24 protein-coding genes and 1 tRNA gene are annotated in these 26,131 nt (G+C 67.4%); 7 read left to right on the top strand and 18 right to left on the bottom strand.

Annotation, left to right across the window (positions count from 1 at the left end; genetic code table 11):
- Window positions 1-178 precede the first annotated feature (178 nt).
- Window positions 179-1,600 carry an MFS transporter gene (locus tag ACFQDH_RS08515; RefSeq protein WP_382400326.1) on the bottom strand — a complete coding sequence of 474 codons (1,422 nt, stop codon included), beginning with the start codon at window positions 1,598-1,600 and terminating at the stop codon, window positions 179-181.
- A 75-nt stretch (window positions 1,601-1,675) separates the two neighbouring features.
- Between ACFQDH_RS08515 and ACFQDH_RS08510 the strand changes: the two genes are divergently transcribed.
- Entirely contained in the window at window positions 1,676-2,551 is an 876-nt protein-coding gene (locus ACFQDH_RS08510; protein ID WP_382400324.1) for an EamA family transporter, read from the top strand.
- A 60-nt stretch (window positions 2,552-2,611) separates the two neighbouring features.
- On the opposite strand, the gene ACFQDH_RS08505 is transcribed toward ACFQDH_RS08510, so the two are convergent.
- Window positions 2,612-2,696: transfer RNA gene (locus ACFQDH_RS08505), tRNA-Tyr, on the bottom strand.
- A 125-nt stretch (window positions 2,697-2,821) separates the two neighbouring features.
- Here ACFQDH_RS08505 and ACFQDH_RS08500 point away from each other — a divergent pair.
- Entirely contained in the window at window positions 2,822-3,319 is a 498-nt protein-coding gene (locus ACFQDH_RS08500) for a YajQ family cyclic di-GMP-binding protein (protein WP_382400322.1), read from the top strand.
- Window positions 3,320-3,343: 24 nt separating this feature from the next.
- Here ACFQDH_RS08500 and ACFQDH_RS08495 read toward each other — a convergent pair whose 3' ends face one another.
- Genes ACFQDH_RS08495 through ACFQDH_RS08485 form a run of 3 tightly spaced genes read right to left on the bottom strand, consistent with a single transcriptional unit; the run spans window position 3,344 to window position 5,258 of the window.
- Window positions 3,344-4,135: an SRPBCC domain-containing protein gene (locus ACFQDH_RS08495; RefSeq protein ID WP_382400320.1), complete on the bottom strand. Its 792-nt coding sequence runs from the start codon at window positions 4,133-4,135 to the stop codon at window positions 3,344-3,346.
- Window positions 4,136-4,159: 24 nt separating this feature from the next.
- A complete protein-coding gene (locus ACFQDH_RS08490; RefSeq protein WP_382400318.1) occupies window positions 4,160-4,621 on the bottom strand; it encodes an SRPBCC family protein in 462 nt (153 codons plus the stop codon).
- A gap of 31 nt (window positions 4,622-4,652) precedes the next feature.
- Complete coding sequence (locus ACFQDH_RS08485) at window positions 4,653-5,258, bottom strand: TetR/AcrR family transcriptional regulator (protein ID WP_382400316.1); 606 nt, start codon at window positions 5,256-5,258, stop codon at window positions 4,653-4,655.
- 134 nt (window positions 5,259-5,392) lie between these two features.
- Between ACFQDH_RS08485 and ACFQDH_RS08480 the strand changes: the two genes are divergently transcribed.
- From ACFQDH_RS08480 to ACFQDH_RS08460, 5 genes are all read left to right on the top strand, one after another.
- Entirely contained in the window at window positions 5,393-6,196 is an 804-nt protein-coding gene (locus ACFQDH_RS08480) for an SDR family oxidoreductase (RefSeq protein ID WP_382400314.1), read from the top strand.
- Complete coding sequence (locus ACFQDH_RS08475) at window positions 6,193-7,179, top strand: NADPH:quinone oxidoreductase family protein (protein WP_382400312.1); 987 nt, start codon at window positions 6,193-6,195, stop codon at window positions 7,177-7,179. The genes ACFQDH_RS08480 and ACFQDH_RS08475 overlap by 4 nt, the downstream gene beginning before the upstream one ends.
- Window positions 7,180-7,221: 42 nt before the next feature.
- Window positions 7,222-7,977: a 3-oxoacyl-ACP reductase FabG gene (gene fabG, locus ACFQDH_RS08470; protein ID WP_382400310.1), complete on the top strand. Its 756-nt coding sequence runs from the start codon at window positions 7,222-7,224 to the stop codon at window positions 7,975-7,977.
- Window positions 7,978-8,257: 280 nt separating this feature from the next.
- The gene (locus ACFQDH_RS08465; RefSeq protein WP_382400308.1) at window positions 8,258-8,464 is read left to right on the top strand and encodes a hypothetical protein; all 207 of its coding nucleotides are present in this window, start codon (window positions 8,258-8,260) and stop codon (window positions 8,462-8,464) included.
- Window positions 8,465-8,592: 128 nt separating this feature from the next.
- Window positions 8,593-11,466, top strand: a complete 2,874-nt coding sequence (locus ACFQDH_RS08460; RefSeq protein ID WP_382400306.1) for a helix-turn-helix transcriptional regulator — start codon at window positions 8,593-8,595, stop codon at window positions 11,464-11,466.
- A gap of 3 nt (window positions 11,467-11,469) precedes the next feature.
- Here ACFQDH_RS08460 and ACFQDH_RS08455 read toward each other — a convergent pair whose 3' ends face one another.
- From ACFQDH_RS08455 to ACFQDH_RS08395, 13 genes are all read right to left on the bottom strand, one after another.
- Window positions 11,470-12,273: a serine hydrolase gene (locus tag ACFQDH_RS08455; protein WP_382400304.1), complete on the bottom strand. Its 804-nt coding sequence runs from the start codon at window positions 12,271-12,273 to the stop codon at window positions 11,470-11,472.
- Entirely contained in the window at window positions 12,270-14,747 is a 2,478-nt protein-coding gene (gene pepN / locus ACFQDH_RS08450; protein ID WP_382400302.1) for an aminopeptidase N, read from the bottom strand. Before pepN (ACFQDH_RS08450) ends, ACFQDH_RS08455 begins: the two co-directional genes overlap by 4 nt.
- A gap of 5 nt (window positions 14,748-14,752) precedes the next feature.
- Window positions 14,753-17,293 carry an aminopeptidase N gene (gene pepN / locus ACFQDH_RS08445; RefSeq protein WP_382400300.1) on the bottom strand — a complete coding sequence of 847 codons (2,541 nt, stop codon included), beginning with the start codon at window positions 17,291-17,293 and terminating at the stop codon, window positions 14,753-14,755.
- A 62-nt stretch (window positions 17,294-17,355) separates the two neighbouring features.
- A complete protein-coding gene (gene htpX / locus ACFQDH_RS08440) occupies window positions 17,356-18,237 on the bottom strand; it encodes a zinc metalloprotease HtpX (protein WP_382400298.1) in 882 nt (293 codons plus the stop codon).
- Between the two features lie 42 nt (window positions 18,238-18,279).
- Window positions 18,280-19,728, bottom strand: a complete 1,449-nt coding sequence (locus ACFQDH_RS08435) for an NADH-quinone oxidoreductase subunit N (RefSeq protein WP_382400296.1) — start codon at window positions 19,726-19,728, stop codon at window positions 18,280-18,282.
- Window positions 19,725-21,227, bottom strand: a complete 1,503-nt coding sequence (locus ACFQDH_RS08430; protein WP_382400294.1) for a complex I subunit 4 family protein — start codon at window positions 21,225-21,227, stop codon at window positions 19,725-19,727. The genes ACFQDH_RS08435 and ACFQDH_RS08430 overlap by 4 nt, the downstream gene beginning before the upstream one ends.
- Window positions 21,221-21,616: a hypothetical protein gene (locus ACFQDH_RS08425; RefSeq protein WP_382400292.1), complete on the bottom strand. Its 396-nt coding sequence runs from the start codon at window positions 21,614-21,616 to the stop codon at window positions 21,221-21,223. The genes ACFQDH_RS08430 and ACFQDH_RS08425 overlap by 7 nt, the downstream gene beginning before the upstream one ends.
- Window positions 21,577-23,277 (bottom strand): NADH-quinone oxidoreductase subunit 5 family protein, encoded by a 1,701-nt coding sequence (locus ACFQDH_RS08420; protein WP_382400290.1) that lies wholly within the window; start codon window positions 23,275-23,277, stop codon window positions 21,577-21,579. The genes ACFQDH_RS08425 and ACFQDH_RS08420 overlap by 40 nt, the downstream gene beginning before the upstream one ends.
- Window positions 23,274-23,579 carry an NADH-quinone oxidoreductase subunit NuoK gene (nuoK, locus tag ACFQDH_RS08415; RefSeq protein WP_382400288.1) on the bottom strand — a complete coding sequence of 102 codons (306 nt, stop codon included), beginning with the start codon at window positions 23,577-23,579 and terminating at the stop codon, window positions 23,274-23,276. Before nuoK ends, ACFQDH_RS08420 begins: the two co-directional genes overlap by 4 nt.
- Window positions 23,576-24,127 (bottom strand): NADH-quinone oxidoreductase subunit J family protein, encoded by a 552-nt coding sequence (locus tag ACFQDH_RS08410; RefSeq protein WP_382400286.1) that lies wholly within the window; start codon window positions 24,125-24,127, stop codon window positions 23,576-23,578. Before ACFQDH_RS08410 ends, nuoK begins: the two co-directional genes overlap by 4 nt.
- Window positions 24,114-24,662 (bottom strand): NuoI/complex I 23 kDa subunit family protein, encoded by a 549-nt coding sequence (locus ACFQDH_RS08405; RefSeq protein WP_382400284.1) that lies wholly within the window; start codon window positions 24,660-24,662, stop codon window positions 24,114-24,116. Before ACFQDH_RS08405 ends, ACFQDH_RS08410 begins: the two co-directional genes overlap by 14 nt.
- Window positions 24,659-25,621 carry an NADH-quinone oxidoreductase subunit NuoH gene (gene nuoH, locus ACFQDH_RS08400; RefSeq protein WP_382400282.1) on the bottom strand — a complete coding sequence of 321 codons (963 nt, stop codon included), beginning with the start codon at window positions 25,619-25,621 and terminating at the stop codon, window positions 24,659-24,661. The genes ACFQDH_RS08405 and nuoH overlap by 4 nt, the downstream gene beginning before the upstream one ends.
- Window positions 25,622-26,125: an NADH-quinone oxidoreductase subunit C gene (locus tag ACFQDH_RS08395; RefSeq protein ID WP_382400280.1), complete on the bottom strand. Its 504-nt coding sequence runs from the start codon at window positions 26,123-26,125 to the stop codon at window positions 25,622-25,624. It abuts the gene before it with no gap.
- Between the last annotated feature and the right edge of the window lie 6 nt (window positions 26,126-26,131).

The raw sequence follows: 26,131 nt of genomic DNA, 5'->3' as shown, positions 1-26,131 counted from the left end.
GACGTCAAGTATGTCGGACATTGGGTCGTCTATACCTTTTCGTCGAGCGCTGCGTGTATCCAGCGCGCTCAAGACGTGAAGGAACAACTGCAAACAACTGCTGACCGCTGAACAGTCTACCTGCCGCCGGGGGTGCACGTGGCACGCCGGCCCGTCCGTCTCAAATTCGTGGTGCAAATCAATTCACGTCGGCCGTCGTCGCAGAGGTGCGACGCAGGCCGACCGCGGCGAGCAGACCACCGGCCAGGACGAGTCCGGCGCACCACCACATCGAGGCACGGTAGGAGTGCCCGACGGCAATTCCGTCGCGGTATGCCGTGCCCGACAATCCGGTGAGCAGCGGCAGCACCGCGACGGCAATGAGACCGGCCGTGCGGGACACCGCGTTGTTGACGCCGCTCGCGAGCCCCGACTGACCGTCCGGCACGGCGGCCAGCACTGCACCGGTGAGCGGCGCGACGAGTATCGACAGGCCCAGCCCCATGACGAGCACGCCCGGCAGGATCTGGCCGATGTATGACGGGTCGTCCGGCGCGAGCGCCAGCCAGGCGAACCCGACAGTGAGCACGGCCGCCCCGCAGACCATCAACGGACGCGCCCCGAATCTCGTTGCGAGTGAACCGAATCGGGATGCCAGGAAGAACATCAGCACCGAGATGGGGACAGTCGCCGCACCAGCCTCCAGTGGCGTCCAGCCGGCACTGACCTGCAGGAAGATCGCCAGGAAGAGCAGGGCTCCGGTGAGCGCGGCATACACGAAGAGCGTGACGATGTTGATCACCGAGAAGTCGCGCGAGGCGAACAAGCGGGGCGGCACCATCGGATGCCGCGTGCGCAACTCAACCACGACGAACGTCATACCGGCGAGCACGCCGACCGCGAGCGCGCCGACAGTGGTCGGCGACGCACCCGAATCGGGCCACGAGGTCAACGCCCAGGTGACTCCGGCCAGCGAGACCGGGGCCAGCAGAACCGCCCACCAGTCGAGCCGGTGCGATGCTGCCTGGTCGCGGGATTCAGGTGCAGAGCGCAGCAACCAGAGGACGACCGCCGCGATCGGCGGGTTGATCCAGAAGGCGATCCGCCAGTCGATCCCGACCAGCCAACCGCCGACGACCGGCCCGGCCGCGGTCGCGATGCCCAACGTGCCGGTCCAAGCACCGACCGCCCGCATCCGGTCCTCCTTGCGGAAGGACGCCTGCAGCATCGCCAGCGAGCCGGGGGTGAGCAGGGCGGCGGCTACTCCTTGCAGGACGCGAGCGAGCACCAACAGTTCGATGGTCGGACTCAGCGCGACCAGGGCTGACGCTACGGCGAATCCGGCGATGCCCCAGCCGTAGACGCGCTTGCGGCCCAACCGGTCGCCCAGCGATCCGCCGACCAGGATCAGCGAGGCCAGCGCGAGCGTGTAGCCGTTGACCACCCACTGCAGCCCGGCGAGGTCGGCGTGCAGGTCGTCGCCGATGTGCGGCAGGGCGACATTCGCGATGGTGCCGTCCAGGAAGCCGAGTCCGGAACCGAGGACCGTCGTCGCGAGCAGGCGACGGCCGGCCGGCTCGCCCATCGCGAGCAGCCGGGTCGGCTCGGTTTCCTCGGTCACCTGCAGGTCAAGGTCGCCATGGCCGACAGCATTCCCTACGCAGGCCGATCCGGCGCGTTCGATAGCGTGAAGTGGGTGACGGCATCCGCTCTGGCCATGGTCCTCAGCGCGGCCGTGTTGCACGCGATCTGGAACATCGCTGCCAAACGCGTCGCCGACGGCGGCTACCCCTTCGTCTTCTGTTATGCCGCACTGTCGGCCGTGCTGTGGCTCCCCGTCGGGCTGATCGTGCTGGCAGGGAGCGACGCCGGTCTCAGCTGGGCCCTGCTCGGAGCGTCCGCGTTGTCGGGTGTGCTGCACATCGCCTACGCGAACGCGCTGCAGACCGGTTACGCCAGAGCCGAACTCGGCGTCGTCTATCCCGTCGCGCGCGGCAGCGGGCCGCTGCTGACGATGCTCTTCGCGGTCCTGGTGCTGGCCGAGCGGCCAGGCACCGTCGGGGTGGTCGGTGGACTCGTGGTCATTGCCGGGGTCGCGATCGTGGCATCGGCGCGCCCGCCGGGTGCGGGGACGCCCGGATCGAAGGGGGCCGCCATACGCGGGGTGAAGTGGGGTGCGCTGACCGGGCTGGCCATTGCGTCATACACGTTGTGGGACGACCGATCGATGACCAGCCTCGACCTGCTGCCGATCCCCTACTTCGCGATGGGCACCGCCTGGCAGAGCGTGCTGATGGTGCCCGGGCTGCACGGCCGGGGAGCGGGGCTCTGGCGGGTGGCCCGGAACCATTGGCGCGAAATCCTATGTATCGCAGTGCTTTCGCCACTCGCGTACGTCCTCGTGCTGCAAGCGATGACGACGACTTCGGTCGCGCTGGTCGCGCCCGTCCGCGAGTCGAGCATCGTGGTCGGGTCGCTGCTGGCCTGGAAGCTCTTCCACGAACCCGCTCCGGCACGGAAGTTCGCCGGCGCAGTCGTGGTGCTGGCCGGCATTGCCCTCATCGCGGTATGACGTCCGGTCGCACCCGCCGCATGACGAAGGCCCCGACAATTTGTCGGGGCCTTCGTGCACTGGTGCCAGGTCTAGGATTCGAACCTAGGTAGCTTTACGCGGCGGATTTACAGTCCGCTCCCATTGGCCGCTCGGGCAACCTGGCGTGGTGCGTGGATGAGGATAACAAGCATCGGGCGGCCTGGGCCAATCGGAGTCCCCTGCCCGTCATACCTGCTGCGGCGCGGCATACTCGGGGCGAGGACCGCACCCGCCCGAAGGAGCAGCACCATGGCCGACTCGTCGTTCGACATCGTCAGCAAGACCGACAAGCAAGAGGTCAGCAACGCGCTGAACCAGGCGGCCAAGGAGATCTCCACCCGCTACGACTTCCGCAACATCGGCGCAGTGCTGGAGTGGTCCGGGGAGAAGATCCTGATGAAGGCCAACTCCGAGGAGCGCACGCTCGCGGTGCTCGACGTCTTCCAGACCAAGCTGGTCAAGCGCGGCGTCTCGCTGAAGTCGCTGGAGCTGTCGAACGACGGCGAGCCGGAGCTGTCCGGCAAGGAGTACCGCCTCGAGGCGACGCTGAAGAACGGCATCAGCCAGGAGGACGCCAAGAAGATCTCCAAGATCATCCGCGACGAAGGCCCGAAGTCGGTCAAGTCCCGCATCGAGGGCGACGAACTGCGTGTCACCAGCAAGTCACGCGACGACCTGCAGGAGATCCAGCGGATGCTGAAGTCGGCCGAGTTGGACGTCGCGCTGCAGTTCACGAACTATCGGTAGACCCACTGGGTCAACGCCGCGCGATCAGCTGTCGTCGGCGAGGGCTTCTTGGAGGGCGTCAAGCAGTTGGCTCCAGCCGATGTCCAGTCCGGCGACAGCCGAAGCCGCTTCGCGGTGGACGTCGGAAACCTCGATCGTCAACCGCAGGAGTGTGGGTCCGGCGCCGTCGATCGTGACGGTGTGGACCGCGGTGAATAGCGGCTGCCCTTCGGCGTCCAGCGGGGCCAGGCTGAAGACGAGGCGACGGCCGGGGTCGACCGCGGTCACCTGCCCGGCCGACCTGTAGGTGTCAGACCTTCCTTCGCGCAGAACCAGCCGGATCGGCGCACCGACGTGCGGTGCGATCTCGAAAGCCTGGACCGCGAAGTGTCGTGGCGCCCACCAGGTGGCGGCACGTTCGGGGTCGGTCCACGCGCGCCATACCTTGTCCGGCGAGGAGGCAAACGAGCGCTCGAAGTGCAACGTGCGAACCGCTGCCGTCCCCGCATCCGCTGCTGCCTCGACGGCGATCGCGCGTTCGTAGGACTCCAGCGCCGCGTCGTCGGGATTCCTCCTGGCGAGGCCATCGAGGTAGCCGGCCAACTCCCCGAACGTGTCGCGATTGAGGTTGGCGACCCGGCGGCGCCCGAGCTTGTGCACCTCGATCACGCCGGCGGCCGCGAGCGCCTGAAGGTGTTTTGTCGTCTGTGGTTGCAGGGCCCCCAGTGCGTCGGCGACCTCGCCCACTGTCATCGCCCGCTCACCGAGCAACTCCATGATCCGGAAGCGGGTCGGCTCTCCGATCGCTCCCAACGCCTGTTGGATGTCGAGACTCATGGTCTCCCTTCAGTGCTTGCAACGTCAGGCGAGCAGCCGGGCGAGGTTGTCCAGCTCATTGGACCGGCCCGCCACCAGCCGCTCGGTCCAGACCTCATCATGCATCGGCTCGACGCGCATCACGATCCGGGTGCCGCCGTCGACCGGCTCGAGGTCGATCTCGGTGAGTTGCTCGTATGGCGCGTGGTCTGGCACGAAGTCCACCAGCGACTGATAGCTGAGCTTGGTCGGCTCCGCGATCTCGACGAAACGCTTCCGCGACTCGGTGACCAGCGGCATTCCGTTCTGCTCCATGAAGGCGACCTGCTCCGGGCCGACAGCGGTCATGGTGTAGACGAGTTCGCCGTCAGGCCGCAGATCGAGCCGGGTGACGTCGGTGCGGAATCCATCCGGAGCCCACCACTGGCAGATGCCTTCGGGCGTGACCCAGAGGTTCCAGACGCGGTCAGGGGTCGCGGTCACGGTGCGTTCAATGAGTGTCGTCATGACTGCCAATATATTCGTTTACACGAATGTGTCAATGCCGCGAGTCGGTCGCCCCCGCCATCCGCAGCGCCATCCGCGCACCGTGCTCGGCGATGCGCTCCGGCTGCCAGGCATCGCGCTCGTCATACCAACGGGCGACGTCGATGGACATGCCCATGATCGCGTTGGTCGTCATACCGACGTCGACGCAGTCGAATGCGCCCGTCTCCACGCCGTCGACCAGTGCCGTCCGGATGGATTGCTGGATGTCGTGTCGCAGGGCGTCGATGATCACCCGATGCTCGGGCGTCAGGGCGGCGAGTTCGTAGTTCACCACTCGCGCCATCGTGTGGTCGAGCACGTGGCCGAGGACAAGTCGCCGCACCATCGCCGCGAGCCTCCCGCCCGGCTCGGCCTCGCCGGCAGCGGCGTCAGCGAGAGCCCGCAAGGTCGCCTGGTGGCCGTCCAGCGAGATCGCGAAGAGCAGCGACTCCTTGGTGCGGTGATGCACGTAGACAGCCGCCGGCGACATGCCAGCCGCTGCCGCGATGTCTCGGGTCGTGGTGCCGTGAAAACCCTTGGCGGCAAAGGCATCCCGCGCGGCGTCGAGCAATCTGCGCTGCGTGGCGCTCGGCGGCGCATCCACCGGCTCGGCCATCGCGCTCCCTTGTCGTCGACTCACGCCGGACGATTCCCGGTGCGTTGACGAGCATGCCGCAGCGTGCCACGCTAAGCAAGCGCTTAGTAGCGTGCATTCGGCACGCCCCATTGACCAAGCCCGAAGGAGCCGCGGTGCCCAGACCACTCACGACCTGGCAGGACCAACGAGTGGTGGTCACCGGGGCCGCGCGCGGTATCGGCGCTGCGATCGCCGAGCGCCTGGTGTCGCTCGGGTCACGGGTGCTTGTGACCGACCTCTTGCAGGACGAGCTCCGTCGGACAGCGGATCGCATTGGCGCGCAGTACATTTCGGCAGACATCTCGACGGAGGAGGGCGTTCGCTCCGTTGTGGATGGCGCACGCGACAGACTGACTGGAGTCGACGTCTGGATCGGCAATGCAGGCGTCGCGCGGGGATCCGGCCTCGAAAGCCCCGACCTCGACTGGGAGATCTCCTGGTCGGTCAACGTGCTGGCTCACGTGCGAGCGTCCCGGCTGCTCCTTCCCGAGTGGCTTGAGCGGGGGTCGGGGCGTTTTGTCATCACTGCCTCCGCGGCCGGGCTGCTCACGGTGCTCGGCCAGCCGTCATACGCAGTGACCAAGCACGGTGCCGAGGCATTCGCCGAGTGGCTGGCCGTCACCTACGGGCATCGCGGCATCGACGTCCATGCGATCTGCCCGCAGGGCGTGCACACCGACATGTATCCCGGCCCCGGCAACGACCCGGTTGCCGATGTCATCGGCCACGACGGCGCTCTCCAACCGGCGGATGTCGCCGATGCTCTGGTGAAAACCCTTGCGAACGGCGACTTTCTGGTGCTTCCGCATCCTGAGGTGAAGGACTACTTCGCGATGCGTGCAGCGGACACTGACCGGTGGTTGACGGGTATGCAGCGACTACAGGCTCGGGTCGACGAAGCAGGAGAAGCGCGATGAAGGCATGGCAGGTGCAGGAGCTGGCAAAACCGGCAGATGCGTTGGAGCTGACCGAGGTGGCCGCGCCCACGCCCGGGACGGGTCAGGTGCAGGTGCGGGTTCTCAGCGCTGCGCTGAACTTTCCCGACGTGTTGATGTGCCAGGGGCTCTACCAGATCCGGCCGGAGCTGCCCTTCACTCCCGGCGCCGAACTCTGCGGCGAGATCACCGCTCTCGGCGACGGCGTGACTGACCGCAAGGTCGGCGACCGGATCATCGGGATGGCTGCACTGCCGCACGGCGGGTTCGCCGAAACCGCGCTGATGCCGGCGGACAGCCCGCTCGCGCCCGAGCAGCTCGATGACGACGCGGCCGCCGTTCTGACCATCGCCTATCAGACCGCGTGGGCGGCGTTGTTCCACCGCGCGCAGCTGACCAAGGACGACACCGTGCTCGTCCAGGCGGCCGCCGGCGGAGTCGGATCGGCCGCCGTACAGCTGGCGAAACTCAACGGCAACCGGGTGATCGCAGTCGTCGGCGGGCCTGAAAAGGCCCAGGCCGCAAAGGGTTTAGGGGCTGATGTAGTGATCGATCGCAAGGTCGAGGACGTCATCGCGCAGGTCAAGGCGGCAACCGATGGGCGCGGCGCCGACGTCATCTTCGATCCCGTCGGGGGCGATGCCTACGACTTGCTGGCCAAGTGCGTGGCGTTCGAAGGACGCATTGTCGTGGTCGGTTTCTCCGGCGGTCGCATCCAGGCGCCGCCCCTCAACCACGTCCTGCTGAAGAACTACTCGATCCTCGGATTGCACTGGGGCTATTACCAAACGATGCGCCCGTCGGTCATCGCCCAGGGCTATGCGGAGCTCTCCCGGCTTGCCGCCAACGGCGACATCCGGCCGTTGATCAGCGGGCGGCTCAGCTTCGATGAGCTCCCGCAGGGCTTGACCGAGCTCGCCGCCGGCAAGACCGTCGGCCGGCTGGTCTGGCACCCGACCCACTGAACCCAACGAAACACTGAACCCAACGAAACACCCAGGAGAAAAATGACGGAGAAACGAACCGCCATAGTCACCGGATCGGCGCGTGGTATCGGCGCGGAGATCGCCCAGCGGCTCGCCGCTGATGGCCTTGCCGTCGCCGTGCTCGACCTCGACGAAGGCGCCTGCCAGACCGTCGTCGACGACATCACGGCGGCCGGCGGCAAGGCCCTCGCCGTCGGCTGCGACGTCAGCGACGAGGAGTCCGTGGCTGCTGCGGTCGAACGCGTCGCGACCGAGCTCGGCGCACCGACAGTGCTGGTCAACAACGCCGGAGTGCTGCGCGACAACCTCATCTTCAAGATGTCCGTCGATGACTGGGACACGGTGATGAACGTGCACCTGCGCGGCAGCTTCCTGATGACCCGTGCCGCCCAGAAGTACATGACCGAGGCGCGCTACGGCCGCATCGTCAACCTGTCGAGCACCTCGGCGCAGGGCAACCGCGGCCAGGTGAACTACTCCGCTGCCAAGGCCGGCCTGCAGGGCTTCACCAAGACGCTGGCCATCGAGCTGGGGAAATTCGGAGTCACCGCGAACGCCATCGCACCGGGTTTCATCGTCACCGACATGACCAAGGCGACCGCCGACCGCGTCGGCATCGACTTCGACGAGTTCCAGCAACTGGCCGCCAAGGACATCCCGGTCCAGCGCGTCGGCCGCCCGGCCGACATCGCCAATGCCGCCGCCTTCTTCTGCGGCGAGGGCGCCGGCTTCGTCAGCGGTCAGGTCTTGTATGTCGCCGGCGGCCCCTACGACTGATCGGGCGGGCTGCGATCGGACACCACCCTCACCGAGAGGACACCCAATGACCGAGGGGACAGGGGAAACCGCCCGATTCGGGCCTGTTTTCCCTGTCCCCTCGGCGAACGGGTGTCCTCTCGGTAGTTGGGGTGTCCGCTCGGTGTGAGGAGTCGGGAGGTGCCGGCGCCCGTCTGAGGTAGTACCTCAGAGCAGGAAATAAGGCATCCGCCCGACGCGGTGGGCTACCTCAGGCGACGACTGTCGATGTCACAAGCACAAGACATCGAAAGGCACGCTGATGAACTTCTCGTATTCCACTTCACCCATCGTCGACGCAGAGATCGCGTTCCGGCAGCAGCAGATCGCGCACGACTTCGCAGTCGCGCACGGCTGGGAGCTGAGCGTCCGTCGCCTCTTCGGGCGCCGCCGCCGTCCCGCGGAGCGCAAGCCCGCGCCTCGGCCCAGCACCGACCTGGTGACGCCGGGCCGCCTCGGATGGCGCTGAACGTCGGCGGATCGGCTGTCCGGCCGAAGGACGGCCATGGGCACCAGCGCTGGCGCAAAGATGAGGGACGAATCTTCGCGCCAGTATTATCCGATCCGCCGGAGTCGGAGACAGGGAACAATGGTCCGGTGATCTCCGACGCCGCTCCCGATGGACCGATCTTCGGCCGAGTTGCAGAGATCGACGACTTCGCACGGTTGTTACGCGACCGCGCGCAGTCGTCGATCACCCTGCTCGGCGGAGATGCAGGCATCGGCAAAACCCGCCTCGTGCGGGAGATCGCCGCATCCGGTCGGCAGGCCGGCGGCGTGGCGCTCGTGGGGCGTTGCCTGGACCTGGGCGACAGCGCGGCGCCATACCTGCCGATCACTGACATCGTGCGATCGCTGCGCGACCTGCCGACGGCGGACGGCGTGGAGTCGATCGAACGGCTCGTCCCGACCGACAGCCCGCGACCGATCGAGTTCTTCGAAGCCATCGCGACGATGCTCGACGAGCTCGCCGGCCGCGCACCCGCGCTGGTCGTCTTCGAGGACGTCCACTGGGCCGACCGGTCCACCCGCGAGCTGCTGACCTACCTCTTCACCCACGGCGTCCCGGCCGGAGTGCACCTGATCGCCACCTACCGCACCGACGACCTGCATAGGCGACACCCGTTGCGCCCGGCGCTGGCCGAGTGGTCCCGCCTCCCCCAAGTGCGGCGAGTTGCGCTGGAACCACTCGAGGTTCAGCCCGCCCGCGACTTGGTGCGACACCTGCAGCCCGAACTCGCCGATGACGCTGCTCGCCAGATCATCCGCCGCGCCGGCGGAAACCCGTTCTTCACCGAAGAACTCGTCGCCACCTCGATGTGCTGCGACCCCAACGAACCCTTCCTGCCCGCCGACCTTGCCGACCTTCTGCTCGTGCGGACCGACGCCCTGACCGACGATGCGCGGCTCACACTGCGCGCCGCATCGGTTGCCGGTTCCGACGCATCGGAGGCCACGCTGCTGGGCCTGACCGAGTTGCCCACCGACCGCGTACACACTGCTCTCCGGGCTGCCGTCGATGCGCGTCTGCTGATCACCACCCGTAACGGACTCTTCGACTTCCGCCACGCACTGCTGGCCGAGGCAATGTATGACGATCTGCTGCCCGGCGAGCGAGTGCGTCTGCATGACCGCCTCACCGATCTGCTTCTCGCGCAGGGCGGTCCGGGCACCGCGGCCGCCGTCGCACTCCACGCCGAACGCGCTGCCCGATTCGGCGACGCCCTACAGGCCAGAGTGGTGGCCGGGCAGGAAGCGCTCGACAAGGCGGCGCCGGCGAACGCCGCACGGCACTTCGAGAGCGCGATCGCAATCGCCGCCGGTCATCCGGAACTGACCGAGGTCCCCAGCAACCTCTCTGAGCGCGCCGCTGAAGCGCTGCTCGCCGCCGGCGACCCGCATCGGGCCGCAGGCCTGATCCGACACGTTCTCGCCGGCTTCAGCGGGACCGATCTCGACCGGGCTCGCCTGCTGCGGCTCTACCTCTCCGCGGTGCTGCTGACCGACATGCCGACGATTGAGGTCAAGCTCCGTATCCCGGACCTGCCCAACGAGGCGGACAAACTGCTCGACGCCGCGATCGGCTGGACGAGGGACGCCGGCGACGACGTGTTGCTCGGCCAGTTGCTGGCCCTCAAGGCGCACTACCTGCTCGCATACGAGCGGCATGACGAGTCGGCCGTCGCGGCCAACGACGCGCTGACCATCGGCCGCGTGGTCGATGAGCCGTCGATCATCAGCGATGCCATGACCACCCAGGCGAAGCTCGACGGACTCGCCGGAGACATGACGTCCGCGTTGGCGACCCTCGGGCAGGTTCGAGAGCGGGCAGCGGCCGAGGACGACATCCGGGCGGAACTGCGTGCGCTGCATCAGATCGCCGGCTTGCAGTTGCGCACCGACCAGAACGCCGAAGCCGCCCGCACCTATACCGAGGTGATCCGCCGCGCGGCCGAGGCCCACGCCCGAACCGAGATCTATGCCATCGACTCGGTCATCTTCGCCGCAACCCTCGCGGCGAAGATGGGCGACTGGGAGTCTGTCGACCGTTTGCTCGCCGAGACCGAGGACCTTCCGCCGTTGGCGCAGGCCTCCGCCGGCGCTGTGCGGCTGACCGTCGACGTCGCGCGTGGCCGGTTCGACCAAGCGCTGTCCACCCACGAGGCGCTGCATCAGCACTGGTCCCGTGAGATGTTCATCCTTGTCAACGATGCCGCGGGGACGATCGACGTGCTCGGAGCGACCGGTGATCTCGACGGGGCTTTCGCCACGTTCGACGAAGCAGTCGCCACCGTGGACAAGGTATGGCGCCTGTCGGTCTTCGACGCCCAGATCCGAATGGCGGCGCTGCTCCTGACGCATCTGGCCGACGACGTTGCCGAGAAGCCACGTTCGGCGGCGGGGTGGGCGCCGCGCATCGAGCAGTTGGATCAGGTGCTGGACGCCGTCCTCGCCGTGCGCGGCTGGCGGGAGTCGCTGGGCGTGGAGTCACGTGCCTGGTTCGCGCGTGCCCGAGCCGAGCTCGCACGTCTGGCGAGCGACGACGAGCTGGCAGTCACCGAATACCGTGAGTCGATAAGGCTTTTCGACGAAGCTGGGTTTGTCTACGAGCGAGCAGTCGTCGAGTTCCTCCTGTCGCGTGAGCTGCAGGCACGCGGTGAACGATCGGAGGCACGAGCACTGTCGGAGCAAGCGCTCGCGACCGCTCGGCGACTCGGCGCGGCATACCTCGTCACCCAACTGCGCGGTCGGTCCCACGGCGAGAAGCCTCGCGACAGCGCGCTCACCCCACGGGAACTGGACGTGCTGCGACTGGTCGCCGAGGGTATGACGAACGGGCAGGTCGCCGCCCGGCTCTTCATCAGCACCAAGACGGCCAGCGTCCACGTCTCGAACATCCTGGCCAAGCTGGGCGCCGCGACTCGCACCGAAGCCGCCGATCTGGCCCGGCAGCGCGCACTGCTTGACTGACGGTCAGACCTGGGCCATCCGGTCGCGAATCTCCGCGCCGATACGCCGCATTCGTTCCATCACCGAGGCAAGACCGGGCGGAGACTCGTCGGTCGGCCAGTTGGCGATCACTGCATAGCCGACGGCACGGGCGCCGTCGCGGACCAGTCCGACGTCGGCTCGAATGCCGTCGTCGGTTCCGGTCTTGTTGATCAGCCTCGGATGACCCGGCTCACCGATCGTGTTGTGCGCCAACGGATCCTCGCCGAAGGCAGCGGCGACCATGGACAGGTCGGTGCTCAGCGACATCCACTCCTCCACCCTTGGCGAGACGGTGCCGTCATACAGCCGGCGTAGGTAGTGCACGAGTGACGCCGCGCTGGCGCGCGAAAGTGTCGGCGGGGTGCCTGGGACGGAGAGGTCGCGGGCTTCACCACTCACGTAGTCGAGCATCTCCATCGGCTTGGCACCGATCGAATCACCGTATGCCGCAACGGCATCCAGCCCGACAAGATCGATCAGCACGTTGGTCGCAAGATTGTCACTCACGGCGCCGACCAGTCGACAAGCATCGACGACGGTCAACTCCTCCTGGTCGAGTGCGTGCCACAGGCCGGAGTCCCGCACGAAGCGCGCCTCGGTCTTGCTCACCCGCTGGTCCGCTGCCAACTCCCCGCCGTCGATCCGGCGGGCGACGTCCCCGAGCACCAGCAGCTTGCCCACCGACGCGGTCTTCAGGACGAGGTCGGACGACTGCTCGATCCACGGCTCGGCATCCGGCTGGTCGAGCCGCACCGCGAGGACGCTCCAGTTGATCCCGTTGGTCATCCGAACCTCTCCTGAGAACGCAACTGCTCCCGCAATCTGCTGGTGGCGTCGACGAAGGAGCGGCGGACGCCTGCCGGCAGGTCGCCGTGCAGGGCGCGCTCGGCCAACTCGACGGTGCTTTCCTCCACCACAGTGGTGGGGTAACCATCCGCGGCGAGCAGGTGCAGCACCATGTCACCGAGCTTGCTGGACAGTTTCGGCAACTCGGTGAAGAAGCGCTCGACATACGGTCGGGTGATCTCCTGTTCGGTCGCACCGAAGAAGGACCGCGCCACTGCGCCGAGCTCATGGCTGCTCGGGTTGTCGTTGGCCTCAGTGAGCTGCGACCAGGCCCACGCCTTCGTCTCTTCGGAGGGGATCCGGGTCCGTGCCGACAGCGACCTCAACACCCCGCTGACAGAGGGGTCCTTCGTCCGCCAGTCCTCGATCTCCGCGATCTCCATCGCCCCCAGAGACGCCAGGCGGCCGATGACCGACCACCGGAACTGGTCGTCGTCCGTCAGGAAGGCGGGGAGCCCACGACCCGCGAGCCATTCGCGCAGCAGCTGGATATCTGCCGAGGTGGCGACCACCAGGCGGGCCGCGGTCAGGCGCCGCGAGTCACTGGCCGCCGCTGCCTCGAACACCCGAATCCCTGTGGCGGCAAGGCGATCAAGCGCGGCCGGGGTGTGTGCCACCGTCAGGAACCTGCCCGGCAGGAGCCCGGTCGTCATGGTTGCGACGGCTTCCAGCAGCGGGTCGACGTCTTCGACCGGCCAGGCCGCCTCGAAAGTGTCGAGCAGCAGTGCCGGGTTGACGGTGCCGAGCGCGAGGCCGTTGAGCAACGACGACCACACGACCCCGCGGACGGTCGCGTCCTCAATGTGAGGCAGCTCGTCCGGTAGCTTCGCCTGGGTCGTTTCGTCAAGCGCGACGATCGCCCAGGTGCGGTCAGATTCATTGGGCAGCAAGAGGTTCGGGGCCTGCCCGAGCTTCAACCCGTGCACCTCGGTCCGATCGGAGTCGATGCGCACGTCCGCCCGAGCAACCTGCACGCCGTGCCGGTAGGCCGCGATGTCGGTGACGTGCGGCCGTTGTGCCGGGAACTGCTCCGGCGTCGACCTGTTGATCACCACGCGGTCGCCGTCAGTGGAGATCTCCAGAACATCGGTGCCGGGTGTCAGCAGCCACGCCTGCGCCCAGTCCTCGATGTTCTGGCCGCTCGCCTCGCTCATCGCGTACAGAAAATCCTGCAGGCTCGCGTTCCCGAACTCATGTGTTTGCAGGTATTTTCGCACTCCGGAGAGGAAGACGTCCTCCCCGATGTATGCCGCGAGCTGACGCAACGCCGAAGCGCCTTTGGGATAGGTGATGCCGTCGAGGTTCTCCAAAGCCGAGTTCGCGTCGGGCGCGGGCGTCCCGGCGATCGGGTGGGTGGACGGCGCGCGGTCGGCGGCATACCCCCAGTTTTTGCGTATGGCGGAGAAGTCGACCCATGCCTCGGAGAACTCCGTCGCCTCCGCCGTGCCCTGCTGGGCGAGGAACTCGGCGAAGGATTCGTTGAGCCACAGGTCGTCCCACCACTGCATGGTGACCAGGTCGCCGAACCACATGTGCGCCATCTCGTGGATGATGACGGTCGCCCGCAGCAGGTGCTCCGCCCGCGAGGCGTGTCCCTGGAAGACGAACTCGTCCCGCAGGGTCACGCAACCCGGGTTTTCCATTGCGCCCATGTTGAATTCGGGCACGAAGACCTGGTCGTACTTACCCCATGGGTACCGGATGCCGTAAACGCGGTGGTAGTAGTCGAAGCCCTGTTGCGTGACGGTGAAGATCTCGTCGGCCTGCTCGGCGAGCTGGTCGGCGAGCGTCGCTCGCACGTAGATGCCCAGCGGGATCCCGTCGTGTTCTGCCTGCTGGACCGCGAACGGTCCCGCGCATACCGTGAAGAAGTAGGTCGCGATCGGGCGAGTGGTCTCAAAGGTGCGCCAACCGTCGGCGGCCTCACGTGCAGCACCGTTCGCGATGACGGCCCACTCCTGCGGCGCCTTCACGCGCACGTTGTATGGCGCCTTCAGGTCGGGTTGCTCGAAGCAGGCGTAGATCTTCCCCGCCGTCGAAGAAGCCGGGCTGCCGTAGAGATATGCCTGCCCGTCCTGCGGATCGATGGCCCGGTGCATGCCCTCGCCGTCACGGACGTAGGCCATCGTCGCGTCCACGACCAGCTCGTTGTCTGCTTCGAGGTGGTCCAGCCACAAGCGACCGTCTTTCACGTCGGAAACGTCAATCGGGTTGCCGTTCAACGTGATTGAGTGGACTTCCTGAGGTCTGAGCTCCACGAACGTCGAGGCGTGCGGCGTGGTGCAACCGAAGCGGATGGTGGTGGCAGAGCCGAAGAGCTCATCGCCCTTCGTCAGATCCAGAGCGATGTCATAGGACCGGACGTCGACGAGCGACGCACGTTCCTCCGCCTCGGTGCGCAACAGGGACGGCACTGTGATCAACCTTCCGTGGTCGGGTGTTTCGGGGACTCGGTCGTGAACCGCCGATGAGCGACCAGTGCACGATCCGTGCGGTCCAACGCATCGACCAGTGCTCGACGGACGCCGGCCGTGTTGGCGCGGTCATCGATCGCCGATCGGGCAGCATCCGCGATTCCCTGTTCGACAACACCGTGCGGGTATGCCGTCAGCACGAATTGTTCGGACGACATGTCACCGAACTTCTTGGGGACACAAGCTAATTCGGTGAAGAATCGGTCAGCGTAGGCCCGCAGCAGCGCTGTTGCGTCGTTCTCGCCGTACCCGGCGAAGAAGCCCTGCGCGATCGCCATACCTTCGTAGTTGGACAGCTGATGCTCGTCGCCATACAGCTGGCTCCACGCCCAGGTCTTGGACTCCTCGAGCGGCAGAGCTGCTCGCGCCTGTAGGGCGGAGAGGTGACCGTTGAGGCTGTCGTCGCGACCGGCAGCCTGCTCGATCGTCTCCCGGTCGATGAGACCGAGTTCGGCCTGGCGGGCAAGGGCGATCCAGCCGAAGTCCTTGTCACCTGCGGCAGCTGCGGGGCGATCGACATCCGCGGCCCATGCCGACAGCAGGACGGCGTCGCTGCTCGTGGCGGCCACGAGTCGCGCACCGGTAAGGGCCGCCGGTGCTGCTGGGTCGACGAGCGCCAGCCGACGTTGGCCGGCTTCGGCGAGCGCTGCCTTGGCCGCGGCCGAATCACGCTGCGGCACCAAGCGATAGGGGTAGTACGTGTCGATCAGCCGAGCGAGCGCGTCACCGAGTGAGGCCACTGTCTCCGCCGGCCACGTGGCAGCGAAGGTCCGCACCACCATGCGCGGGTCGATCTGCCCCGTGTCGGCACCGCCCAACAGCGCCGACCACAGCGCGAGGCGGACCAGCGGGTCCTGCGCAGCCGCCAGCTCCGTGTCGACGGCTTCCAACGAGGTGGGGTCCAGGATCGTCGTCGCCCAGGTCAGATCCGAGATGTTCGGAAGCAGCAGTTTGGCGCGCGGAGAGCCGGCAAGCTCGGGCAGCTCGGTGCTGGCGGCATCGGTCTCTACACGGATCCGCTGCAACTCCCGGGCGTCACTGATCGCGCCGATCTCGAGGACGTGCGGCCGGCCACCCGAAGCGCCTACCGGCGGCGTCACGACGAGGTCGGCACGTTCGATCACGCCATCCCGCTCGTGCACGTCGAGCCGAAGATCGTCGACGCCCGACGACAGCAACCACGCCTTGGTCCACGCAGCAAGCGACTTGCCGCTCTCGTGCTCGACCGCACCGAGAAAGTCGCTCATCGTTGCGTTCCCGAAACTGTTGTCGCTCAGGTGCTTTCGTACGCCCGCGATAAATGCGTCGTCACCGACAAATGCCGAGAGCTGGCGCAGTGCGGAGGCGCCCTTGGCGTAGGAGATGCCGTCGAAGTTGGTGAGCGCCGATCCCGCATCGGGTGCGTCCGCACCGGCTACCGGGTGGGTTGCCGGGCTGCGGTCCACGCCGTACCCCCACGTCTTGCGTGAGATGCCGAAATCGACCCAGGCCTCGGTGTAGCGGGTCGCGTCCGCGGTCGTGCGATGGGCCATGTATTCGGCGAACGACTCGTTGAGCCACAGGTCGTCCCACCACTGCATGGTGACCAGGTCGCCGAACCACATGTGCGCCATCTCGTGGGCGATCGTGTTCGCGCGGGTCAACAGCTCGGTGCGGGTGTGCGCGCCGCGGAAGATGTATTGGTCGCGCAGCGTGACACAGCCGGGATTCTCCATCGCACCGGCGTTGAACTCGGGCACGAAGAACTGGTCGTATTTGCCCCAGGGATAACGGATTCCGAAGAGCCGGTGGTAATAGTCGAAGGACTGCTTGGTCACCTCGAAGATGTCGTCGCGTTGCTCGTGCAACTGCTCGGCAAGCGATGCGCGCACGTAGATCCCGAGCGGGATGCCGTCGTGCTCGTCGGTCTCGACGGCATACGGGCCGGCACAGATCGTCACGAAGTATGTCGACAGCGGTGGCGTCGTTGCGAGCGTCCACTCACCGGGCGCGGTCTGCTCCGCGGCGCCGTTGCCGGCGACGATCCACTCCTGCGGGGCACGCACCCGCACGTCATACGGAGCCTTGAGGTCGGGCTGGTCGAAGCACGCGAAGATCGACGGTCCGGCGTCCAGGAACGACATGCCATAGACGTAGTGCTTCCCGTCGGCGGGGTCGACCGCGCGATGCAGGCCCTCGCCGTCGTGCCGATAACGCATCGTCGCCACAATTCGCACGGTGTTCTCGGCACGCAGGTTCGAGAGCGTCACGCGCTGATCGGCGACCGACGCCGGATCGATCTCGTTGTCGTTCAGAGTGATCGACGTGATCGAGACTGCGTCCAGGTCGAGAAACGTCGACGCCTCCGGCTCCCGGCAACTGAAACTGATCGTCGTCTCGGAGCCGAACGTCTCCTCGCCCTGGTCCAGGTCGAGCGCCACGTCATACGAAGTGACAGCGATCAGATCGGCACGTGCCTGTGCCTCGGTGCGTAGCAGAGAACCCATGTGCCGACCTTCTCACGTCCTGGACAACGCGGTTTCGATACGCTCCCCCGCTACTCAACCCGCTAGGACCGGATCTGCCGACCGTATGCCTGATCCTCGAGCCGCTTGATGCGCTGCTCGGTCGGTGGATGTGTCGACATCAGCCGCGAAACATCCTGTGCCCGGAAGGGATTGGCGATCATCATGTGGCTCGCGTTGACGACCTTCGGCTCCGGCGCGAGCGGCGTCTGCGCGGTGCCGACCTCCAGCTTGCGCAGCGCCGACGCGAGAGCGAGCGGGTCTCCGGTCAGCTGCGAGCCGTCCTCGTCCGCGTCGTATTCACGAGTCCTGCTGATCGCCAGCTGGATCATGCTCGCGGCGACCGGCGCCAGGAAGGCCATCGCCAGCATCGCCAATGGGTTGGGGCGGTCGTCGTCGTTGCCGCCGCCGCCACCGAACATGCCGAACCACATCATCATCTGCGCGATGGAGGTGATGATGCCGGCGAGGGCGGCGGCGATCGACGAGGTCAGGATGTCGCGGTTGTAGACGTGCATCAGCTCGTGGCCGAGCACGCCGCGCAGCTCGCGCTCGTCGAGCAGGTCGAGGATGCCCTGGGTGCAGCAGACGGCCGCGTGCTGTGGGCTGCGCCCGGTCGCGAACGCGTTGGGTGCGTCGGTGGGCGAGATGAACAGGCGCGGCATCGGCTTGCCCGCCTTGGTCGACAGCTCCCGGACGATGCGGTACATCGCCGGCGCCTCCATCTCACTGACCGGGTAGGCCCGCATCGCCTTGATGGCGAGCTTGTCGGAGTTCCAGTAGCTGTAGGCGGTGGTTGCCACGCCGATCAGCGCGAAGATCCAGATGTAGCGGCCGCCTGCGACCAGCCCGCCGATGCCGAGCAGGACGACCCAGATACTGCCGAAGAGCGCGGCTGTCTTCAGGCCGTTGAAGTGACGGTGCATACCGGGGAAACGTGCACGACCAGCGGGTTTGTTCCGGAGCCGTTACCGGCCCACGAGTTGCAGCAAGGAGTGCGGTGCGATGCTCGTCACCACCAGCGCCAGCGCGCCGACGATCACCAGAGCACGATGCACCGGGTGCAGCGGCGCCGCGTGCTCGGGATCCTTGCGCGCACCGAAGAGGATCCGCAGCCAGCGCAGGTAGACCGCGACACCGAGCATGGCGTTGATCGCGGCGATAATCGCCAGCACCCACAGCCGGCTGCCCGCGACGGGGCCGATCGCGGCAACCTTCGCGACCAGGCCGATCAGTGCAGGGGGCAGACCCATCAGGGTCAGCAGGGCGAGTGCGAGCGTCACCGCGAGCAACGGCCGCCGCTGCAGCAATCCCCCGTATGACGACAGGCGTCTCGCGTGCTCACGCCCGTCGGCATGGGCGAGGGCGGTGACCACGATGAAAGCGACCAGCGTCGCGACGGCATAGACGATCAGGTAGGCGGCGGCCGACCGCACCGCGCGCGAGGAGACCGTCGCGAGCGGCAGCACGACCCAGCCGGCCTGCGACACGGTCGACCAGGCCAGGAAGCGCAGCGTGCTCTTCTCGCGCAGCGCCATCAGGTTGCCGAGCGTCATGGACAGCGCCGACAACACACCGATCGCGGCCAGCGCCGAGGTGCCGAGCACGGTCACTCCGCGGAAGATCACCAGCAACGCCGCGAGCGCCGCGACCTTGGAGGTGACCGCGAGGAACGCGCCGATCGGGACGGACGCCCCGCCGAACGCCTCGGGTGTCCAGGCATGGAACGGGACCAGGGACAGCTTGAACGCGAGCCCTGCAACGATGAAAACGACTGCAAGCACGAGGATTCGGCGTGAATCGGGGTCCTGGGAAGCCTGCAGCACGGCGTTGCCGGAGAAGAACGCGGACCCGGTCGCCGCGAACCACAGAGCTGCGCCCATGACCGTGATCGCGAAGCTCACCAGTGATGTCGTCAGCAGCGCCAGGGAACCGTCGACGGCGGCGCGGCGGGCGCGCAACGCCACCAGTGCGATCGCCGGCAGCGTGGCCAGCTCGAGCATGACGAGCCAGGACCCGAGGTCGCGTGCCGCCACCACTCCGGTGGCCCCAGCGGTCGCCGCGAGCACGAGGGTCGCCTGCACGGCGGCGCGTTCGGCGGGGACGCGGATCGGCAAGGCCAGCAGCGCGACCACCGCGCCACTGACCAACGCGGTCAGCTGCAGTCCGACGCCGACGTGGTCGACGGCATACAGGCAGGTGTTCTGGGGCAGGCAGAGCGTCTGGCGCGGGTTGTCGGCCGACGGCAACGCACCCGGCACCGCGGTGCCCGCGCCGATCAGCAGCAGCACGGCAGCGAACGCCCAGTGCAGCCGACCGAGGCGGGGTGCGATGGCATCGACCATCAGAAGAAGGATGGCGCCGACGGCGGGTACGAGGACGGGTGCGAGCAGCCACCAGTCGTAGGTCAGCTTCATCGGCCGATCACCGCCATCAATTGGTCAACGGCACCGGAGGTGGTGTTCAGCAGGATCAGAGGTATGACGCCGAGCACGACGACTGCAGCACTGAGCACGCCGGTGACCAGCCATTCGTTGCCACGGGCATCCGTGGCCGGCTCCGGCTCGGGCGGCGCGTCACCCTGGGACGAGCCCTGCCAGACGATCCGCAGCACTCGAAGCGCGTAGCCGGCAGCAAGGACAGCACCGATCGAGGCGAACGCCGTCAGCACCCGGAACCAACCGATCGGTCGGTCGCCGCCCGGGGTCCAGGCTCCGAAGATCGCCAGCACTTCGCCCCAGAAGCCGGCCAGGCCGGGCAGGCCCATCGACGCCGCGAAACCGATGACCAAGGCCAGGCTCAGCCGCGGTGACACATCCCGCAACGACCGCGGTATGACGTCCAGGTCGTCGTCGCCCCAGCGGTGCTTGAGCCCGCCGACGACGGCGAAGAGCAGCGCGGAGATTGCGCCGTGCGCGATGTTGGCGAACAGCGCCGCCTGCAATCCGATGGTGGTGCCGCTCATCAGGCCGAGCATCACGAAACCCATGTGCGCGACGGACGACCAGGCAACGAGCCGCTTCAGATTGCGCTCGACCAGGCAGACCAGGCCGCCCCAGATGATGCCGATGACCGCGCAGGTCCCGATGTATGGCGCCAGGCGCTCGACACCGGCGGGCAGTGGCGCCACGACCAGGCGGACCACGCCGTAGGTGCCCATCTTCAGCAGCACCGCGGCGAGCAGCATCGACCCGGCTGTCGGCGCGATGGTGTGCGCACGGGGCAGCCAGGAGTGCAGCGGCCACATCGGCACCTTGATGCCGAGACCGATCAGCAGGATGAGGGCGACGGCGGTCTGCTTGCCGGGCGACATCTGGTTGGCGGCGATGCCGGCCAGATCGGTGGTGCCGGCGGCGAACGACATGGTCAGGATGCCGACCAGCATCAACGTGGAGCCGAGCACCGTGTAGAGCACGAAAGTGTTTGCCGCACGGGAGCGTTCGCGCGCGGCGCGTCGGTCGCCGAAGCGTCCGATGAGCACCCACATCGGCACCAGCACGACCTCGAAGGCGAGGAAGAAGCTGATCGCGTCCTGCACCAGGAAGGTGGCGATGCCGCCACCGATCACCAGCAGCAGACAGCCGAAGAACGTCGCCGGCGTGCCACCCGCGGGGAGTTCGTGCCGGGCGTGCAGCACGACGAGTACGCCGACGGCGGCGGTCATCAACAGCAGCGGCACGCTGATGCCGTCGACCGCCAGATGCAGGCGCATCCCGATCTCGGGCACCCACTGCCGGTCAAGCACCGGACGCTGTATGGCGATCAGGATCGACGCAACGAGGGCGGCGAGAGTCGCGACCAGGGACACGATGTATGCCGTGTGGCGGCCCACCGAGCGGATGCTGCGGTCTCCCACGACGAGGGCCAGTCCGGCGACGACGGGCGCCAGCGGTGCGACGAAAAGCGTTGCTACCACAGGATGACCCCCATCAGACCGACCACGACGAGTCCGACCGACACAGCCATCAGTCCACTCGTCGGGCGGTGCGTGTGCACGCGCTCGGCACGCTTGACCAACTCACCGGACAAGGCAGGGAGTCGTTGCACACCGTCGTCCAGTCGTTCGTCGGTCCGCGCGACCAGGTGCGCGAGACCGAGGACCGAGCGACCGAAGGCGACATACAGCCGATCGACGTCGAAGCCCCGGGATGCGGAGGCTCGCGCGAAGGTCGGGATGCGGGCGGCGGCATCGCCGTAAACGGTGCCGACGGACATCAACCGCACCAACAGGGCGACCGCAGCCATCAGCAGCAGCGAGGCGCCGATCAGCCAGACGTTGGGGTGCTTCCAGTCGACGTCGAGCATCGGCGAGAAGACCAGCAGGCCGCCGACGACGGACAGCAGCGCGAGCAGTTGGAGGCCGAATCGCGCTCCCCGCCTGGCTGTTGGTCGGACAGCGGCGGCTCGTCATCGTCCAGCGGTTGCTCGATCGGACCGGTCTGATCCGTCTGCCGTCCGTGGATGTCGACCTGCGGCAGGTCGGTCAGCATCTCCACGATGCCGACGTCCTGCACGTCGTAACTGTCGTCGACCCATTCGCGCACCTGCACCCGCTGAGCGCCGGTGCGATGGATCAGGATGAGCCACATCCGCATCGTGTAGGCCGCGGTGAGCAGCACGACACAGGCCAGCGCGGCGAACGCGATGCGGGCGGTGAAGTCGCCGTCGATGCCACGTCGGGCGGCCTCGTCGATGATGAGGTCCTTGGAGGCGAAGCCGGCCAGCGGCGGCACGGCAGCGAGCGCGAGCAGGCCGATGCCGACCATGCGTCGGGCCTCCGGATGCTTGCTCAGCGCACCGGACATCCGCTCGACCGTCGTGCCACTCACCAGCACCGACACCCAGCCGATCATGAGGAACAGCAACGCCTTGAACATCGCGTGCGAGAGCAGGTGGGCGATCCCGAGGTCCGCGGATCCGTCGGTCGCGACCACGGCGAGACCGAGCAGCATCAATCCGACTTGGGACACGGTCGACCAGGCGAGCAGTCGCTTCAGGTCGTGCTGGCAGAAGGCGAGGATCCCGGCACCGACCATCGAGACCGACGCGATGATCGCGAGGACGACGCGCGCGGTGTCGGACAGCTCCAGCAGCGTGATCAGCTTGCCGAGCACCACGGTGCCCGCGGCGACCATCGTCGCGGCGTGGATCAGTGCGGAGGCCGGGGTCGGGCCCTCCATCGCGTCGGGCAGCCAGTCCTGGAAGGGCACCTGCGCGGACTTGCCGGCCACCGCACAGATCAGGCAGAGCAGCGCTGCGGTCAGTGCGCCGCCGCTCGTGTCGGCGACCGCCGACCAATGGCGAACGATGTCGCCGATGCCGGTGCTGTGTGCGCCGAGCGACAGGATGGCCAGGCCGATCACCAACGGGGTGTCGGCGACGCGGGTCACCATGAACGCCTTGTATGACGCCCGGCGCGCCTTCTTCCGCTCGGACTCGTGACCGATGAGCAGGTAGGAGCACCAACCCATCAGCTCCCAGCCGACCAGGATCAGCAGCACGTCGCCGGACAGCACCACCAACTGCATGGCAGCGGTGAAAAGGCCTACGCCAGCAGCGAACTGGCGATACCGAGGATCGCTGTAGAGGTACCAGCGGGTAAACAGTTGGACCGCCCAGGAGACCAGGCCGACCGCCACCGCGACGAGCACAGAGAGCCGGTCGACCTGCAGGTGCAGCGGCACCGCGAAGCCGGGCCCGAGCGGGAGGGACCCGATGGTCTCTGGTCCGGCGACGGCACCGCCGCGGGTCTGCTGCAGGAGCAGTGCGATGGCCGCGACGAGGCCGAGGAAGCTGAACACGCTGGCGATCGCGAAGGCGTGGGAGCTGCGCCGGGTGCACAGAATGATCAGCACCGGGATCGCCACTTGCAGCAGCACGGCAAGGTGACTGGGCTGGATCGGGAAATCGACCGCGAGCGTGCTGACGTCGAATCGACCGTTCGACCCGACAAGACTGAGGATCATTCGGACTCCCCCGGCTGCGACATGTCCACGTTGCCGCGGGCACGGAAGACCGCCAGGATCACGCCCAGCGCGACCGCGATCTCCGCGGCGGCGATGGTGATGACGAAGATCGTCATCACCTGACCGGCGCGCATCGCGTCGGAGGTCAGCGAGCCCACGGTGACGAAGAGCAGCCCGGCCGCCGCGAGCATCAACTCGACACCGATGAGGACCAGCACGGCGTTGCGCCGGGCGAGGACGCCATACAGACCGATGCCGAAGAGCAACCCGACGACGATCATCGGCGGCGCGGCGTGGATCACTTCGCGGCTCCCCTCACCGTGACACGTTCCGCGTCGTGCCCGAGGCCGCGACCGATCGGCAGGCGCGCCAGGCCCAGTGCGGCGATCAGGGCGACCAGGAGCAACGCCGAGAGGAGTTCGAAGGGCCAGACCCAGCTGCCGAAGAGTCTGGTCGCCAGCGCGTGCGTGGTGCCACCGTTGACGCGCGTCTTCTCGTTGCCGAAGGCGCTGATCAGGACTGTCGCGAGCAACGCCGCCGTGGCCGCGCCGACGACGAGCGCCGCCGCACGCTGCATCAGCGAGGTGTCGTGCTCGTGGCTGCGACCGATCGGTGCGCGCGTGAGCATGAGGGCGAAGAGGACGAGTATGACGACAGCGCCGACATAAACGAGAAGCTGCACCAACGCTACGAATTCGGCGCCAAGCACCAGGTAGCACCCCGACAGTGCGGCCAGGCTCACGATCAGCCAGAGCGCGGAGTGCACGAGATGCTTGGTGCTGACAGCGAGCAGGCCGGAGGCGACGCTGATCGCCCCGGCAATGGTGAACAGCACGTCATACGTGGTCACGACCTCCCCCGAAGTTCTCCTCCGCTGCGCTCCCCCGATACTTCGCGGGGGCCCCGGATCCACGTTCAGGGTTCTCAGCCTCGTCAACATGTGCCGGCGGCGGCACCGTCGGCATCCACTCGCCCAGCTTGTCCTTCTCGTGCAACAGGTTTCGGATGTCGCCGTCGGCGTATTCGAATTCGGGGCTCCAGAAGAGCGCGTCGAACGGGCACACGTCGATGCAGATCCCGCAGTACATGCACAGGCTGAAGTCGATCGCGAAACGGTCGAGCATGTTGTGCTGCCGGGCGCGACCGCCCTCGGTCTCGGCCGGCGTCGTCTCCTTGTGGGAGTCGATGTAGATGCACCAGTCGGGGCACTCGCGGGCGCAGAGCATGCAGGAGGTGCAGTTCTCCTCCAGCAGGGCGATGACGCCACGGCTGCGCTGCGGCAGATCGGGTCGCACGTGCGGGTACTGCTGCGTGTGGGCGTGCGTGACCATGGTGCGACCCGTGGTCGCCATACCCTTCGCCAGGCCCGTGAGAAATTTGCTCATTGCGACGTCACCACCACTCCGATTGCCGTTATTGCCAGCTGCAGCAACGCGATCGGCACGAGACCGAGCCAGGCGACGCGCTGCAGTTGGTCCTCGCGAAGCCGCGGCCAGGCGACGCGGATCCAGATGATCAGGAAGGAGAAGACGAAGCCCTTGAGCAGGACCCACAGCCAGCCGATGGCGTGGTCGAAAGGTCCGGTCCAGCCGCCGAGCCAGAGCGTGGCCAGCAGGAACGACATCACCACGATGCCGGCGTATTCGGCGAGCAGGAAGAGCGCGAAGCGCAGTCCGGTGTATTCGGTGTAGGGGCCCATCACCAGCTCGGAGTCGGCGACCGGCATGTCGAAGGGCGGGCGCTGCAGCTCGGCGGTCGCCGCGATCAGGAAGACGAGCGCACCCGGCAGCTGCCAGATGAGCCACCACGGGTTCCACGCGTGTGCGATGCCGACCAGTGACAGTGAGCCCGCGGCGATGGCGAACGACGCGCTCACCAGGATCAGCGGCAGCTCGTAGGAGACCAGCTGCGCCGCGGTGCGCATCGCGCCGAGCAGCGAGTATTTGTTGCCGCTCGACCAGCCGGCCATCAGCGTGCCGACCGTGCCGACGCCGCTGACCGCGAGCACCCAGACCAGGCTGCCCGGGACGTCGGCTCCGAAGAAGTGCGGCCCGAACGGGATCACCGCCAGCGCGAGCAGGTAGGACACGATGCCGAGCGCGGGTGCCACGCGGAAGACGCTCTTGTCCGCGGCGAGCGGGACGATGTCTTCCTTCTGCGCGAACTTCACGCCGTCGGCGACCAGCTGCGCCCAGCCGTGGAAGCCACCGGCCTCCATCGGGCCGAGGCGACCCTGCATGTGCGCCATCACCTTGTGCTCGGTCTGCCCGACCAGCAGCGGCAGCACGAGGAACGCCGCGAGGACACAGACGGAGCGCAGCACGATCTCCAGGAAGTCACTCATCTACCGGGGACCCCAGGACTCGTCGGGGACGCCGGGTGGCTGCATGCGACGGCGGGGCGCACGGGCCGGCTTGCCGTCCGTGCCACCGCCGCCGGGTTCCTTGGCACCGGGCCAAGGCTTGCTCGCGCGGGCGACCAGCACGAACGACTTGCGTAGCGGGTGACCGTCGAAACCGTCCGGTAGCAACAGTTTTCGCAGCGTGCCATGGTTGGCGTCGGTATACCCGTCGAAGCCGATGTCGAACATCTCATGGGTCTCGCGCTCGTGCCACGCAGCACCGGACCACAGGCTCGTGCAGCTGGCGATCGAGTCGCCGTCGGCCACCCTGGTCCGGACGAGCGTCTCGCGCAACGCGCCGGGTGTGGCGTCATACAGGTGCACGACGACGTCGAAGCCGGGCGTCTCCTCGGCATCGGTCTGGTCGACGGCGGTGAGGAAGTCGAAGAAGTCGAAGCCCTCGCCGCGGACGCGCTCCAGGGTGGCGAGCCACTCCCCTGCTCGCAACTGACG

It is taken from the genome of Flexivirga alba (genome assembly GCF_042661025.1).
Taxonomy (GTDB): domain Bacteria; phylum Actinomycetota; class Actinomycetes; order Actinomycetales; family Dermatophilaceae; genus Flexivirga; species Flexivirga alba.
The sequence above is the reverse complement of the archived record's forward strand: the minus strand, read 5'-3'. Positions and strand labels throughout refer to the sequence as shown.

Bases quoted from the DNA above. Each gene is read 5' to 3' on its own strand.
- ACFQDH_RS08500 (WP_382400322.1), top strand. From the start codon at position 2,822: ATGGCCGACTCGTCGTTCGACATCGTCAGCAAGACCGACAAGCAAGAG.
- ACFQDH_RS08495 (WP_382400320.1), bottom strand. From the start codon at position 4,135: ATGAGTCTCGACATCCAACAGGCGTTGGGAGCGATCGGAGAGCCGACC.
- ACFQDH_RS08490 (WP_382400318.1), bottom strand. From the start codon at position 4,621: ATGACGACACTCATTGAACGCACCGTGACCGCGACCCCTGACCGCGTC.
- ACFQDH_RS08485 (WP_382400316.1), bottom strand. From the start codon at position 5,258: ATGGCCGAGCCGGTGGATGCGCCGCCGAGCGCCACGCAGCGCAGATTG.
- ACFQDH_RS08475 (WP_382400312.1), top strand. From the start codon at position 6,193: ATGAAGGCATGGCAGGTGCAGGAGCTGGCAAAACCGGCAGATGCGTTG.
- fabG (WP_382400310.1), top strand. From the start codon at position 7,222: ATGACGGAGAAACGAACCGCCATAGTCACCGGATCGGCGCGTGGTATC.
- ACFQDH_RS08465 (WP_382400308.1), top strand. From the start codon at position 8,258: ATGAACTTCTCGTATTCCACTTCACCCATCGTCGACGCAGAGATCGCG.
- ACFQDH_RS08455 (WP_382400304.1), bottom strand. From the start codon at position 12,273: ATGACCAACGGGATCAACTGGAGCGTCCTCGCGGTGCGGCTCGACCAG.
- pepN (WP_382400300.1), bottom strand. From the start codon at position 17,293: ATGGGTTCTCTGCTACGCACCGAGGCACAGGCACGTGCCGATCTGATC.
- htpX (WP_382400298.1), bottom strand. From the start codon at position 18,237: ATGCACCGTCACTTCAACGGCCTGAAGACAGCCGCGCTCTTCGGCAGT.
- ACFQDH_RS08435 (WP_382400296.1), bottom strand. From the start codon at position 19,728: ATGAAGCTGACCTACGACTGGTGGCTGCTCGCACCCGTCCTCGTACCC.
- ACFQDH_RS08425 (WP_382400292.1), bottom strand. From the start codon at position 21,616: ATGCTCGACGTCGACTGGAAGCACCCCAACGTCTGGCTGATCGGCGCC.
- ACFQDH_RS08420 (WP_382400290.1), bottom strand. From the start codon at position 23,277: ATGATCCTCAGTCTTGTCGGGTCGAACGGTCGATTCGACGTCAGCACG.
- ACFQDH_RS08405 (WP_382400284.1), bottom strand. From the start codon at position 24,662: ATGAGCAAATTTCTCACGGGCCTGGCGAAGGGTATGGCGACCACGGGT.
- nuoH (WP_382400282.1), bottom strand. From the start codon at position 25,621: ATGAGTGACTTCCTGGAGATCGTGCTGCGCTCCGTCTGTGTCCTCGCG.